Source organism: Methylocella sp. (assembly GCF_044226135.1).
Lineage (GTDB): Bacteria > Pseudomonadota > Alphaproteobacteria > Rhizobiales > Beijerinckiaceae > Methylocapsa.
On record NZ_JBGAHM010000005.1, the window covers coordinates 1 to 14,389 of the forward strand.

A 14,389-nucleotide genomic window follows, 5' to 3' on the forward strand; every position below is an offset into this window, starting at 1 on the left:
CGCTACGACGTCGAGCGGTTCGGCTTCGCGCCGCGCGGCTCGCCGCGCCAGTCCGACGTGATGATCGTCGCCGGCACGCTCACCAACAAGATGGCGCCCGCCCTGCGCAAGGTCTACGACCAGATGCCGGAGCCGCGCTACGTGATCTCGATGGGCTCCTGCGCCAATGGCGGCGGCTATTATCACTACTCCTATTCGGTGGTGCGCGGCTGCGACCGCATCGTGCCGGTCGACGTCTATGTTCCGGGCTGCCCGCCGTCGGCCGAGGCGCTGCTCTACGGCGTGCTGCTGCTTCAGCGCAAAATCCGCCGCGCGGGCACGATCGAGCGCTAGCGCGTCGCCGCCCGCGCGGGCGGTCCGGCGCAGGCGAACAATTCAGGCGGAGGCTTGATGGACGAGGATCTGAAACAGTTCGCCGACGAGCTCCTGGCCGCGCTGCGCGGCTGGGTCGAGGCGGCGGAGGTCGCCTTCGGCGAGCTGACGCTCAGCGTGCGCGCCGACTGCCTCGCCGAGACCGTCGAATATCTGCGCGACGATCCGTCCTGCCTGTTCGTCTCCTTCATCGACCTGACCGCCGTCGACTATCCGGCCCGCGAACAGCGCTTCGACGTGGTGACGCATCTGCTCTCGCCGAGGCATAACCGCCGCATCCGCGTGAAGGTCGCGACCGACGAGGCGACGCCCGTCCCCTCGCTGTCCGGCCTCTATCCGGCGGCGATCTGGTTCGAGCGCGAAGCCTATGACATGTACGGCGTGTTCTTCTCTGACCACCCCGACCTGCGCCGCATCCTGACCGACTATGGCTTCGACGGCCATCCGCTGCGCAAGGACTTCCCCATGACCGGCTATGTCGAGGTGCGCTACGACGACGAGGAGAAGCGCGTGCTCTACGAGCCGGTGCAGCTCGTCCAGGACTATCGCAGCTTCGACTTCCTGTCGCCCTGGGAGGGCTCCGGCGACTATGTGCTGCCGGGCGACGAGAAAGTCCGGCGCAACCCCGCCTGAACCCGGCCGCGCCTCCGCAACGCCTTATCGCGTGAAGATCCATGAACGATCAGGTCCGCAATTTCACGATCAATTTCGGCCCGCAGCACCCGGCCGCGCATGGCGTGTTGCGGCTGGTGCTTGAGCTCGACGGCGAGATCGTCGAGCGCGTCGATCCGCATATCGGCCTGCTGCATCGCGGCACTGAAAAGCTGATGGAGGCGCGCACCTATCTGCAGAACGTGCCCTATTTCGACCGGCTCGATTACGTCGCGCCGATGAATCAGGAGCACGCCTTCTGTCTCGCCATCGAGCGGCTCGCCGGCGTCGAGGTTCCGCGCCGCGCCCAGCTTCTGCGCGTGCTGTTCTGCGAGATCGGCCGCATCCTGTCGCATCTCCTCAACGTCACCACCCAGGCGATGGACGTCGGCGCGCTCACCCCGCCGCTGTGGGGTTTTGAGGAGCGCGAAAAGCTGATGGTGTTTTATGAGCGCGCCTCGGGGGCGCGGCTCCACGCCAATTATTTCCGCCCCGGCGGCGTGCACCAGGACATCCCGCCGGCGCTGATCGACGACATCGAGGCCTGGTGCGACCCGTTCCTGAAAACCTGCGACGACCTCACCGCCCTGTTCATCGACAACCGCATCTTCAAGCAGCGCAACGTCGACATCGGCGTCGTGAGCCTCGAAGACTGCTGGCGCTGGGGCTTTTCGGGCGTGATGGTGCGCGGCTCGGGCGCGCCCTGGGACCTGCGCAAGGCGCAGCCCTATGAGTGCTACGAGGAGATGGAGTTCGACATCCCGGTCGGGCGCAACGGCGACAATTACGACCGTCAGGTCATCCGCATGGAGGAGATGCGCCAGTCGGTCTCCATCATGAAGCAGTGCGTCGCCAAGCTGCGCGCGCCGGACGGCCAGGGGCCCGTGCTTTCGCGCGGCAAGGTCACGCCGCCGACGCGGGGCGAAATGAAGCGCTCGATGGAGGCGCTGATCCATCATTTCAAGCTCTACACCGAGGGTTTTCACGTGCCGGCCGGCGAGGTCTACGCCGCGGTCGAGGCCCCCAAGGGCGAGTTCGGCGTCTTCCTCGTCTCGGACGGCACCAACAAGCCGTACCGCTGCAAGATCCGCGCGCCGGGCTTCGCCCATCTCGCCGCCATGGATTTTTTGTGCCGCAAATCCATGCTGGCCGACGTCAGCGCGATCCTCGGCTCGATCGACATCGTCTTCGGCGAGGTCGACCGATGAGCGCGCCTTTCTTCCCCGTATTTGTCGTCACGACCGCCGGCCGTTCCGGCGAGACCGTCGAGCGCCGCTGATGTCCGTCCGCAGATTAGCCGAAGTCCAGCCCGAGAGCTTCGCCTTCACGCCCGAGAACGAGACGTGGGCCGAAGGAATCATCGCCAAATATCCCGAAGGCCGGCAGGCCTCGGCGGTGATCTCGCTGTTGTGGCGCGCGCAGGCGCAGCACGACTACTGGCTGCCGCGCGCGGCGATCGAGGAGGTCGCGCGCAAGCTCGGCATGCCCTATATCCGCGTGCTCGAGGTCGCGACCTTCTACACCATGTTCAACCTCGCCCCCGTCGGCGAGCATTTCGTCCAGCTCTGCGGCACCACCCCCTGCCTGCTGCGCGGCTCGGACGCGATCAAGGCCGTGCTCAGGGAGCGCGTCGGCGAATCGGGCAAGGTGACGGCCGACGGCAAATTCTCCTGGATCGAGGTCGAATGCCTTGGCGCCTGCTGCAACGCGCCGATGGTCCAGATCAACGACGATTACTATGAAGACCTGACGCCCGAGAATTTCGGCAGGCTGCTCGACGACCTCGCCGCCGGGCGCCCCGTCACGATCGGCTCGCAGACCGGGCGCGTCTCGTCGGAGCCGACCGGCGGCCTCTCGGCGCTGACCTCGCTCTATGGCGTCGACGGCGTCAGCGGCCCACAGTCGCAGGCGACGACCGAAGCGGCGGCGCAGGCTGTCGAGCATGAGACGCCTCCCGCGCCGCAGGCCGACGGCGCGGCCTTTTTCGGCGAGGCGGAAAAGCTCGCGCAGGAGCACGCCGAGCATGTGGCGATGCCCGAGACCCCCGCCGAAGAGACGCAGGCGCGCACCGACATAGACCCGCCCGAAAAGCCCGCGGCCGAGCCGCCGAGCGACGCCAAAGCCTGAGGACGACCGCGATGCTCGAGGACAAGGACCGCATCTTCACCAATCTCTACGGCTTCGGCGACCGCGGCCTTCGGGGCGCCATGGCCCGCGGCGCCTGGGACGACACGAAAGGCCTGATCGAGAAGGGCAAGGACTGGATCCTCTCCGAGATGAAGGCCTCGGGGCTGCGCGGGCGCGGCGGCGCGGGCTTCCCCACGGGCCTCAAATGGTCCTTCATGCCCAAGGCCGATCCGGCGCGGCCGTCCTATCTCGTGGTCAACGCCGACGAATCCGAGCCCGGCACCTGCAAGGACCGCGAGATCATGCGCAATGATCCGCACCTTCTGGTCGAGGGCTGCTTCATCGCCTGCTTCGCGATGGAGGCGCACGCCTGCTACATCTATGTGCGCGGCGAATATATTCTTGAGGCCGACCGGCTCGAACAGGCGATCGCCGAAGCCTATGAGGCGAATCTCGTCGGCAAGGACAACATCCACGGCTGGCCGTTCGACATCTACGTCCACCGCGGCGCGGGCGCCTATATCTGCGGCGAGGAGACGGCGCTGCTCGAATCGCTCGAGGGCAAGAAGGGCATGCCGCGGCTGAAGCCGCCGTTCCCGGCCAACATGGGCCTCTATGGCTGCCCGACCACCGTCAACAACGTCGAATCGATCGCCGTCGCGCCGACCATCCTGCGCCGCGGCGCGGCCTGGTTCTCGAGCTTCGGGGCCAAGAACAACGCCGGCACCAAGCTGTTCTGCATCTCGGGCCACGTCAACAAGCCGTGCAACGTGGAGGAGGCGATGTCGATCCCCTTCCGCGAGCTCATCGACAAACATTGCGGCGGCGTGCGCGGCGGCTCCGACAATCTGCTCGCGGTGATCCCCGGCGGCTCGTCGGTTCCTTGCGTGCCGGCGCACCAGATCATCGACGCGGCGATGGATTTCGACACGCTGCGCGACCTGAAGTCGGGCCTCGGCACGGCGGCGGTGATCGTCATGGATAAATCCACCGACATCATCCGCGCCATCGCCCGCCTCAGCCATTTCTACAAGCACGAGAGCTGCGGCCAGTGCACGCCCTGCCGCGAGGGCACGGGATGGCTCTGGCGCGTCGTTTCGCGCATGGCCGAAGGGCGCGCCCAGAAGCGCGAGATCGACATGCTGCTCGAGGTCACGACGCAGATCGAGGGCCACACCATCTGCGCGCTCGGCGACGCCGCCGCCTGGCCGGTGCAGGGCCTCATCCGGCATTTCCGGCCGGAGATCGAGAAGCGCATCGACCAATACGCCGCCAACCCGCATTCGGAGCCGGTCGCCGGCTTCACCGCCGCCGCCGAATAGGCGACAGATGACCGCAAGACTTCCGACCGCCGCGCGGCGCCGCCGCCCCAGGGACAGCGCATGACCAAGCTGATCGTCGACGACGTCGAAATCGACGTCCCGCCGGAATATACGCTGCTGCAGGCCTGCGAGCAGGCGGGCGCCGAGATTCCGCGCTTCTGCTTCCACGAGCGGCTCTCGGTCGCCGGCAACTGCCGCATGTGCCTCGTCGAGGTGAAGGGCGGCCCGCCGAAGCCGTCGGCCTCCTGCGCCGTGGCGGTGCGCGACCTGCGGCCCGGCCCCAACGGCGAGCCGCCGGTGGTCCTGACCAATTCGCCCATGGTCAAGAAGGCCCGCGAAGGCGTGATGGAGTTCCTGCTCATCAACCATCCGCTCGACTGCCCGATCTGCGACCAGGGCGGCGAATGCGACCTGCAGGACCAGGCGATGGCCTTCGGCTTCGCCAATTCGCGCTACGCCGAGAACAAGCGCGCGGTCGAAGACAAATATATCGGGCCGCTGGTCCGCACCTCGATGAACCGCTGCATCCATTGCACGCGCTGCGTCCGCTTCACCGCCGAAGTCGCCGGCACCGCCGACATGGGCGCGATCGGCCGCGGCGAGGACATGGAGATCACCACCTATCTCGAAACGGCGATGCGCTCCGAGCTGCAGGGCAACGTCGCGGATCTCTGCCCCGTCGGCGCGCTGCTGCCAAAACCCTATTCCTTCAAGGCGCGCGCCTGGGAGCTGGTGAAGACCGAGTCGATCGACGTCTCGGACGCGCTTGGCGCGGCGATCCGCGTCGACACGCGCGGGCGCGAGGCGATGCGCATCCTGCCGCGCGCCAATGACGCGGTGAACGAGGAGTGGATCTCCGACAAGGCGCGCCAGAGCGTCGACGGGCTCAAGGCCCGGCGCCTCGACACGCCCTATGTGCGCGAGAACGGCAGGCTGCGGCCGGCGAGCTGGCGCGAGGCCTTCGCCCTCATCGCGCAGAAGATCAAGTCGGTCCCGCCGCATCGTCTCGGCGCGCTCGCCGGCGACCTCGTCGCGGTCGAGGAGATGTTCGCGCTGAAGACGCTGATCGGCGCGCTCGGCGCCGTCTCGCTCGACTGCCGGCAGGACGGAACGAAGCTCGATCCCGCCTTCGGCCGCGCGAGCTATGTCTTCAATCCGACCGTCGCCGGGATCGACGAGGCCGACGGGCTGATGATCGTCGGCTCCAACCCGCGCCTCGAATCGCCGGTGCTCAACGCCCGCATCCGCAAGCGCTGGCTGCGCGGCGGCTTCAAGATCGGCGTGATCGGCGAGAAGGCCGACCTCACCTATGACTACGCCTATCTCGGCGCCGGCCCCGAGACGCTCGCGGGCTTCGCCGAGCACACGAAAGCCAAGATGGAGCGGCCGCTGCTGCTCGTGGGGCAGGGGGCGCTGGCGCGTCCCGACGGCTTCGCGATCCTGTCGGTCGCGGCGCGCGCGGCGCTGTCGCTCGGCGTCGTCAAGGACGGCTGGAACGGCTTCGGCGTGCTGCATACGGCCGCGGCCCGCGTCGGCGGCCTCGACCTCGGCTTCGTGCCGGGCCCGGGCGGGCTCGACGCGCTTTCCATGGCCGAGCCCGGCGCGCTCGACGTGATCTACAATCTCGGCGCCGACGAGATCGACATCGCGCCCGGCGCTTTTGTGGTCTATCAGGGCTCGCATGGCGACCGCGGCGCGGCCCGCGCCGACGTCATCCTTCCGGGCGCCGCCTTCACCGAGAAATCGGGCCTCTACGTCAACACCGAAGGCCGCGTCCAGCTCGCCGACCGCGCCAATTTCCCGCCCGGAGAGGCGCGCGAGGACTGGGCCATCCTGCGCGCCCTCTCCGAGCCTCTCGGCCGCCGGCTGCCGTTCGATTCGCTCAAGGGCCTGCGCAGCCGGCTCTACGCGCTGCATCCGCATTTCGCGGCGCTCGACGCTCTGGCGCCCGCGCCGGCCGCCGATCTCGAACGGCTCGCGGGCGCGGGCGGCGCGCCGGGCCAGGCGCCCTTCGCGCCGGCGATCGCCGATTTCTATCTCACCAATCCGATCGCGCGGGCCTCCGCGGTGATGGCGGAATGCTCCGCGCTTCGCCTCGATCTCGCGCGCCAGGCGGCGGAGTAGCGCTATGGACCAGACCGGCTGGCTTGTTCCCCTCCTGCTGACGGCGCTGAAAAGCGTCGTCCTGCTTGTCGTCCTGCTGATCTTCATCGCCTATATCCTCTACGCCGACCGCAAGGTGTGGGCGGCGGTGCAGCTGCGGCGCGGCCCGAACGTCGTCGGCCCGTGGGGGCTCTTCCAGAGCTTCGCGGACATGCTGAAGTTCGTGTTCAAGGAGCCTGTCGTCCCGGACGGGTCGAACAAGGGCGTGTTCCTGCTCGCGCCCTTCGTCATGGGCCTGCTGTCGCTCTCGGCGTGGGCGGTGATTCCGGTCACGGAGGGCTGGGCGGTCGCCGACATCAACGTCGGCATCCTCTACATCCTCGCCGTCTCCTCGCTCGGCGTCTATGGCGTGATCATGGGCGGCTGGGCGTCGAACTCGAAATATCCGTTCCTGTCGGCGCTGCGCGCGGCCGCCCAGATGATCTCCTATGAGGTCTCGATCGGCTTCGTCATCATCACCGTGCTGCTCTGCGTCGGCTCGCTGAACCTGACCGACATCGTGCGCGCGCAGGACAATGGCTGGGGCCTGCTCGGCTGGTACTGGCTGCCGCTGTTTCCAATGTTCGTCATCTTCTTCGTCTCGGCGCTGGCCGAGACGAACCGCCCGCCGTTCGACCTCGCCGAGGCCGAATCGGAGCTTGTCGCGGGCTTCATGGTCGAATATTCCTCGACGCCCTACATGCTGTTCATGCTCGCCGAATATGTGGCGATCATCACCATGTGCGCGCTGACCACCATCCTGTTCCTCGGCGGCTGGCTTTCGCCCATTCCCTTCGCGCCTTTCACCTGGGTCCCGGGCGTGATCTGGTTCGTGCTGAAGGTCTGCGCGGTCTTCTTCATGTTCGCGATGGTCAAGGCCTTCGTGCCGCGCTACCGCTATGACCAGCTCATGCGGCTCGGCTGGAAGGTGTTCTTGCCGATCTCGCTCGTCATGGTGATCCTCGTCGCCGCCGTGCTTCAGCTGACCGGCTGGGGCGCCTCCCTCGCCAGCTGACATTCATTGCAATCGACCGGGCGCGGGCCGCGTCGACGGGTGCGAAAGGGCGTGACATGAAACTCGACCAGGCGGCCAAGGCTCTGTTCCTGACGGAGTTCGTCGGCGCTTTCTTCCTGTCGATGCGCTATTTCTTCAAGCCGAAGCCGACGCTGAACTATCCGCACGAGAAGAATCCGCAGTCGCCGCGCTACCGCGGCGAGCATGCGCTGCGCCGCTATCCCAACGGCGAGGAGCGCTGCATCGCCTGCAAGCTGTGCGAGGCGATCTGCCCGGCGCAGGCGATCACCATCGAGGCGGGGCCGCGCCGCAACGACGGCACGCGGCGCACCACCCGCTACGACATCGACATGGTCAAATGCATCTATTGCGGCTTCTGCCAGGAGGCCTGCCCGGTCGACGCCATCGTCGAGGGGCCGAACGCCGAATTCTCGGTCGAGACGCGCGAAGAGCTTTTCTATGACAAGAACCGCCTGCTCGAAAACGGCGCGCGCTGGGAGCGCGAGATCGCGCGCAACATCGCGCTCGACGCGCCCTACCGGTAAGAGGGCCAAGCGATGACCGAGCCCCTGACGAAGACTCTGGCGCGCATGAGGACCAAGCCATGATCGCGGCGCTGTTCTTCTATTTCTTTTCCGCCGTCCTGATCGCCTCGGCGTTCATGGTCATCACCGCGCGCAACCCGGTGCATTCGGTGCTGTGGCTGATCCTCGCCTTCTTCAACGCGGCGGGCCTGTTCCTGCTGCTCGGGGCCGAGTTCCTGGCGATGCTGCTCGTCATCGTCTATGTCGGCGCGGTGGCGGTGCTGTTCCTGTTCGTGGTGATGATGCTCGACGTCGATTTCGCCGAGTTGAAGCAGGGGTTCATGCGCTACCTGCCGCTCGGCGGGACGATCGGCGCGATCGTGCTGCTCGAACTCGCCGTGGTGGTCGGAGGCTGGCGCATCGACGCGGCCGCGCTCGGCGCGGTCGAGACGCCCGCGCCGCCGGCCATGAGCAACACGCTGGCCATCGGCCGCGTGCTCTACACCCAATACGCCTATCTCTTCATCGGCGCGAGCATGGTGCTGCTCACCGCCATGATCGGCGCCATCATCCTCACCCTGCATCACAAGCCGGGGGTCAAGCGCCAGGACGTCGCGCGCCAGAACGCGCGCACGCCGGCCGACGCCGTCGAGCTGCGCAAGAAGCCCTTCCGCGAGGGCGTATGACCCGCCGCTCCGCCCCGCTCCCTTCCCACCCCAGGACGCGCCCATGACCGTATCGCTCGCGCATTTCCTCATCACGGCGGCGATCATCTTCACCATCGGCGTCGCGGGCATCATTCTCAACCGCAAGAACATCATCGTCGTCCTGATGTCGGTCGAGCTCATCCTGCTCTCGGTCAACGTCAATCTCGTCGCCTTTTCGAGCTTCCTCGGCGACCTCACGGGGCAGATCTTCTCGCTGTTCATCCTGACGGTCGCGGCCGCGGAGGCCGCGATCGGCCTCGCCATCCTCGTCGCCTACTACCGCAACCGCGGCTCGATCGCGGTCGAAGACATCAACATGATGAAGGGCTGAGCCGATGTACGCGGCGATCCTTTTCCTTCCGCTCGCCGGATTCCTCATCGCCGGGCCCTTCGGGCGCTATCTCGGCGCGAGGGCCTGCGAGGTCGTCACCACGAGCCTGCTCTTCGTCTCGGCGGCCCTCTCGTGGCTCGTCTTCTTCCGCTTCGCGCTCGGCCCGCAGCCGCTGCTCGTCCAGCCGCTCGCCAACTGGATCACCTCGGGCACGCTCGTCGCGCAATGGGCGATCCGCGTCGACACGCTGACCGCGGTGATGCTCGTCGTCGTGACCTCGGTCTCGTCGCTCGTGCATCTCTATTCCATCGGCTACATGCACGAGGATCCGTCGCGGCCGCGCTTCTTCGCCTATCTGTCGCTGTTCACCTTCGCCATGCTGTCGCTGGTGACCGCCGACAATCTGCTGCAGATGTTCTTCGGCTGGGAGGGCGTCGGCCTCGCGTCCTATCTCCTGATCGGCTTCTGGTACCAGAAGCCCTCGGCCTGCGCCGCCGCGATCAAGGCCTTCGTCGTCAACCGCGTCGGCGACTTCGGCTTCCTGCTCGGCATCTTCATGGTGTTCGGGCTCACGGGCTCGATCGCCTTCGACCAGATCTTCGCCGCCGCGCCCGGCCTCGAAGGCAAGGAGATCTATGTCTTCGGCGGCTATTTCGACGCCATGACGGTCGCCTGCCTGCTGCTGTTCATGGGCGCCATGGGCAAGTCGGCGCAGTTCCTGCTGCACACCTGGCTGCCCGACGCCATGGAGGGCCCGACGCCGGTGTCGGCGCTGATCCACGCCGCCACCATGGTCACCGCCGGCGTGTTCATGGTCGCGCGCCTCTCGCCGCTGTTCGAGCAGGCGCCGGCCGCCCTCAACGTCGTCATCCTCGTCGGCGCGACCACCGCCTTCTTCGCGGCGACCGTCGGCCTCGTCCAGAACGACATCAAGCGCGTCATCGCCTATTCGACCTGCTCGCAGCTCGGCTACATGTTCGTCGCGCTCGGCGTCGGGGCCTATTCGGCCGGCGTGTTCCATCTGTTCACCCACGCCTTCTTCAAAGCGCTGCTGTTTCTGGGCGCGGGCGCGGTCATCGTCGCCATGCACCATGAGCAGGACATGCGCCGCATGGGCGGGCTGTGGCGGAAAATTCCCTTCACCTTCGCGATGATGACCGTCGGCACGCTGGCGCTCACCGGCTTTCCCTACACCGCCGGCTATTTCTCGAAGGACGCGGTGATCGAAGCCGCCTACGCCTCGCACCGGGGCTTCGCCTATTACGGCTTCATCATGACCGTGATCGCGGCGGCGCTCACTTCGTTCTATTCCTGGCGCCTCGTGTTCATGACCTTCTTCGGCAAGGCGCAATGGGCGGACGACCATGCGCCGGCCCATTCGGTCGGCGCGGCGGCGGTCCATGACCCGCACGCCCATGATCCGCACGCCCATGACCCGCACGCTCACGACGGTCATGGGCGGGACGCGCACGCGCAGGACGACCACGACGCGCATGACGACCATGCGCATCACGGGCCGCTGAACCCGCATGAGGCGCCGGCCGTGATGCTGCTCCCGCTCGCGGTCCTCGCGGTCGGCGCGCTGTTCGCCGGCGCGATCTTCGCGCCCTATTTCATCGGCGAGCGCTATGACGCCTTCTGGAAGGGCGCGCTGTTCCTCGGGCCGCACAACCACATCCTGCACGAGATGCACGAGATCCCGCATTACGTGCCGATCGTTCCAACGGTCATGATGGCCGCGGGCTTCGTCGTCGCGCTGTTCATGTATGTGATCGCGCCGTCGACGCCGCGCCGGCTCGCCGACGCCATGCCGGGGCTCTATCGCTTCCTGCTCAACAAATGGTACTTCGACGAGCTCTACGACTATCTGTTCGTGCGCCCGGCGTATGGTTTCGGCCGGCTGTTCTGGAAGAAGGGCGACGTCGGGATCATCGACCGCCTCGGGCCTGACGGCGTGGCGGCGCGGGTCGTCGACGCCACCGGCCGCGTCGTCAAGCTGCAAAGCGGCTATGTCTATCACTACGCCTTCGCGATGATGATCGGCCTCGCCGCGCTCATCAGCTGGTATCTTGTCGGGAGCGTCCGCTGATGTTCGGCTTCGGCATTCTCTCCTGCGTCGTCTTCCTGCCGCTCGTCGGCGTCGCCTTTATCCTCTGCCTGCGCGGCGAGGACGAGGCGACGCTGAGGAATGCGCGCTGGGCGGCCTTCGCCACCACCATCGTCGTCTTCCTGCTGTCGCTCTACGCCTGGGCTCACTTCGACCGCGCGCTCCCCGGCTTCCAGCTCGTCGAGGAGAAAGCCTGGTTCGGCTCCGGCCTCGTCTACAAGCTCGGCGTCGACGGCATCTCGATGCCCTTCGTGCTGCTGACGGCGTTCCTGACGCCGTTCTGCATCGCCGCCTCCTGGACCTCGATCACCTACCGGGTCAAGGAGTACATGATCGCCTTCCTCGTGCTCGAAACGCTGATGATCGGCGTGTTCTGCGCGCTCGACGTCGTGCTGTTCTACCTGTTCTTCGAGGGCGGCCTCATTCCGATGTTCCTCATCATCGGCGTATGGGGCGGCAAGCGGCGCGTCTACGCCGCGTTCAAGTTCTTCCTCTACACGCTCGCCGGTTCGCTGCTGATGCTGCTCGCCATCATGGCGATGTACGGCTACGCCGGCTCGACCGACATCACGAAGCTGCTCGCGACGCATTTCCCGGCGTCGATGCAGACCTGGCTGTTCCTCGCCTTCTTCGCCTCGCTCGCGGTCAAGATGCCGATGTGGCCGGTGCACACCTGGCTGCCCGACGCCCATGTCGAGGCGCCGACGGCGGGATCGGTGATCCTCGCCGGCATCCTGCTCAAGATGGGCGGCTACGGCTTCATCCGCTTCTCGCTGCCGATGTTTCCCGACGCCTCGGCCTATTTCGCGCCGCTGATCTACGCCCTGTCGATCATCGCCATCGTCTACACCTCGCTCGTCGCGCTGGTGCAGGAGGACATGAAGAAGCTCATCGCCTATTCCTCGGTGGCGCATATGGGCTTCGTCACCATGGGCCTGTTCACCATGACCGAACAGGGCGTGCAGGGCGCCATGTTCCAGATGATCTCGCATGGCTTCGTCTCGGGCGCGCTGTTCCTGTGCGTCGGCGTCGTCTACGACCGCATGCACACCCGCGAGATCGCGGCCTATGGCGGCCTCGCCGCGCGCATGCCGGTCTACGCCGTAGTGTTCATGATCTTCACCATGGCCAATGTCGGCCTGCCCGGCACCTCGGGCTTCGTCGGCGAGTTTTTGACCATGCTCGGCGGCTTCCGCGTCAACAGCTGGATCGCGGCCTTCGCGGCCACCGGCGTCATTCTCTCCGCCGCCTATGCGCTGACGCTCTACCGCAAGGTCGTGTTCGGCGCGCTGACCAAGCCGGCGCTGCGCGCCATCGCCGACCTCGACTGGCGCGAGAAGGCGATCTTCGCGCCGCTCGTCGTGCTGACGATCTACTACGGCTTCCAGCCGCAGCCGATCCTCGACGCGTCGCAGGCCTCGATCGCGGCGCTCATCAAGACCTATGATTCGCGCCTCGCCGCCAAGCCCGACCTCCCGCCGGCGGCCTTCGCCGCGCAGGAGAACGGCCCCATCGCCCGCGCGAACTAAGCCCCGCTTCCCCAAGGCGCCGCCATGACCCCCCTGTCCGTCTCCCTCGCCCACGCCCTGCCGGAAATCGTTCTCGCGACCGGCGTCCTCGCGCTCGTCCTTTACGGCGCGATCCGCGGCAAGCCGTCCGACGGTCCGGTCACCGAGATCGCCGTCGGCCTCCTCGGCGCGGCCCTGCTCGTCATCGTGCTCGGCTTCAAGGGCGACGCCGTCGTCTTCGACGGGGCCATGATCGACGACGCCTTCGGCCGCTTCATGAAGGCGCTGGCCCTCGTCGGCTCGCTCGTCGCCCTGATCATGGGGCAGGACTTCCTGCGCCGCGCGGGGATCGACAAGTTCGAGTTCCCGATCCTCGTGCTGCTCGCCACGCTCGGCATGATGGTCCTGATCTCGGCGCAGAACCTCATCGCCATGTATCTTGGCCTCGAACTGATGTCGCTCGCGCTCTACGTGCTCGCGGCCTTCTGGCGCGAGGACCAGCGCGCCTCCGAAGCGGGGCTCAAATATTTCGTGCTGGGCGCGCTTTCGTCCGGCATGCTCCTTTACGGCGCCTCGCTGATCTACGGCTTTTCGGGCTCGGTGTCCTTCGCCGACATCGCCGCGGCGACGCGGGGCCACGCCTCGCTCGGGGTCGTGTTCGGCCTCGTCTTCCTAATGACCGGCCTCGCCTTCAAGATGTCGGCCGTGCCGTTCCACATGTGGACGCCCGACGTCTATGAGGGCGCGCCGACGCCGGTGACCGCCTTCTTCGCCTCGGCGGTCAAGATGGCCGCCGTGGCGATCACCGTGCGCGTGCTCGTCGCGGCCTTCCCCGACGCCGGCGCGCAGTGGCGTCAGATCATCGTCTTCATCTCGATCCTGTCGATGGCCCTCGGCTCCTTCGCCGCCATCGGCCAGGAGAACGTCAAGCGCCTGATGGCCTATTCGGCGATCGGCCATGTCGGCTTCGCCCTGGTCGGCCTCGCCGCCGGCACGCAGGACGGCGTGTTCGGGGTCATCGCCTATATGGCGATCTATCTCGTCATGACGCTCGGGGCCTTCGCCGTCATTCTGGCGATGCGCGTCGAGGGGCGCCCGGTCGAGCGCATCGGCGATCTCGCCGGCCTCGCCAAGACGCGTCCCGGCATGGCCTTCGGCTTCGCCATGCTGATGTTCTCGCTCGCCGGCGTCCCGCCGCTCGCCGGCTTCTTCGCCAAATGGTACGTGTTCAACGCGGCGATCCAGGCGCATCTCTACGCGCTCGCGGTGATCGGCGTGCTGACCAGCGCGGTCGGCGCCTATTATTACCTGCGCATCGTCAAGATCATGTATTTCGACGAGCCGGCCCCTGCGTTCGACCGGACCTCGCCCGCGCTTTCGGCCGTGCTTGCCATTTCGACCCTGTTCGTGCTGTTCTTGTTCGTGTATCCAAGCCCCTTCGTCGCCGTGACGGCCAGCGCGGCCAGATCTCTCTTCTAGAGAGGGCGGTTAGGGGGCGGACGCGGCGCCGCGAGACCCGGCGGATCGATTCGCGCCGGACCTCGCCGCGCAGCCTCGACTCCGGAGTCCGTGACGCCGCCGTG

At 66.9% G+C, this 14,389-nt stretch carries 13 protein-coding genes; all 13 read left to right on the forward strand.

From position 1 onward, the window contains the following. Positions 1-333, forward strand: a 333-nt coding sequence (gene nuoB / locus ACILRB_RS03850) for an NADH-quinone oxidoreductase subunit NuoB (RefSeq protein WP_395664976.1), incomplete at its 5' end; no start/stop codon positions are given. Positions 334-390: 57 nt separating this feature from the next. Further along, the gene (locus ACILRB_RS03855) at positions 391-1,005 is read left to right on the forward strand and encodes an NADH-quinone oxidoreductase subunit C (protein WP_395664977.1); all 615 of its coding nucleotides are present in this window, start codon (positions 391-393) and stop codon (positions 1,003-1,005) included. Positions 1,006-1,046: 41 nt separating this feature from the next. Continuing rightward, positions 1,047-2,231: an NADH-quinone oxidoreductase subunit D gene (locus tag ACILRB_RS03860; RefSeq protein ID WP_395664978.1), complete on the forward strand. Its 1,185-nt coding sequence runs from the start codon at positions 1,047-1,049 to the stop codon at positions 2,229-2,231. A 70-nt stretch (positions 2,232-2,301) separates the two neighbouring features. After that, positions 2,302-3,150: an NADH-quinone oxidoreductase subunit NuoE gene (gene nuoE / locus ACILRB_RS03865; protein ID WP_395664979.1), complete on the forward strand. Its 849-nt coding sequence runs from the start codon at positions 2,302-2,304 to the stop codon at positions 3,148-3,150. An 11-nt stretch (positions 3,151-3,161) separates the two neighbouring features. After that, positions 3,162-4,472 (forward strand): NADH-quinone oxidoreductase subunit NuoF, encoded by a 1,311-nt coding sequence (nuoF, locus tag ACILRB_RS03870; protein WP_395664980.1) that lies wholly within the window; start codon positions 3,162-3,164, stop codon positions 4,470-4,472. A gap of 60 nt (positions 4,473-4,532) precedes the next feature. Further along, positions 4,533-6,596: an NADH-quinone oxidoreductase subunit NuoG gene (nuoG, locus tag ACILRB_RS03875; RefSeq protein ID WP_395664981.1), complete on the forward strand. Its 2,064-nt coding sequence runs from the start codon at positions 4,533-4,535 to the stop codon at positions 6,594-6,596. Between the two features lie 4 nt (positions 6,597-6,600). Further along, a complete protein-coding gene (nuoH, locus tag ACILRB_RS03880) occupies positions 6,601-7,629 on the forward strand; it encodes an NADH-quinone oxidoreductase subunit NuoH (protein ID WP_395664982.1) in 1,029 nt (342 codons plus the stop codon). Positions 7,630-7,685: 56 nt separating this feature from the next. Then, entirely contained in the window at positions 7,686-8,174 is a 489-nt protein-coding gene (gene nuoI, locus ACILRB_RS03885; protein ID WP_395664983.1) for an NADH-quinone oxidoreductase subunit NuoI, read from the forward strand. Positions 8,175-8,233: 59 nt separating this feature from the next. Further along, positions 8,234-8,839, forward strand: coding sequence for an NADH-quinone oxidoreductase subunit J (locus tag ACILRB_RS03890; RefSeq protein ID WP_395664984.1), 606 nt, complete (start codon positions 8,234-8,236; stop codon positions 8,837-8,839). A 43-nt stretch (positions 8,840-8,882) separates the two neighbouring features. After that, on the forward strand, positions 8,883-9,191 hold the full coding sequence (nuoK, locus tag ACILRB_RS03895; RefSeq protein WP_395664985.1) for an NADH-quinone oxidoreductase subunit NuoK: 309 nt from the start codon (positions 8,883-8,885) through the stop codon (positions 9,189-9,191). A 4-nt stretch (positions 9,192-9,195) separates the two neighbouring features. Further along, positions 9,196-11,280, forward strand: a complete 2,085-nt coding sequence (gene nuoL, locus ACILRB_RS03900) for an NADH-quinone oxidoreductase subunit L (protein WP_395664986.1) — start codon at positions 9,196-9,198, stop codon at positions 11,278-11,280. Next, complete coding sequence (locus ACILRB_RS03905) at positions 11,280-12,827, forward strand: NADH-quinone oxidoreductase subunit M (RefSeq protein WP_395664987.1); 1,548 nt, start codon at positions 11,280-11,282, stop codon at positions 12,825-12,827. The genes nuoL and ACILRB_RS03905 overlap by 1 nt, the downstream gene beginning before the upstream one ends. A gap of 24 nt (positions 12,828-12,851) precedes the next feature. After that, positions 12,852-14,285 (forward strand): NADH-quinone oxidoreductase subunit NuoN, encoded by a 1,434-nt coding sequence (nuoN, locus tag ACILRB_RS03910; protein ID WP_395664988.1) that lies wholly within the window; start codon positions 12,852-12,854, stop codon positions 14,283-14,285. Positions 14,286-14,389 lie beyond the last annotated feature (104 nt).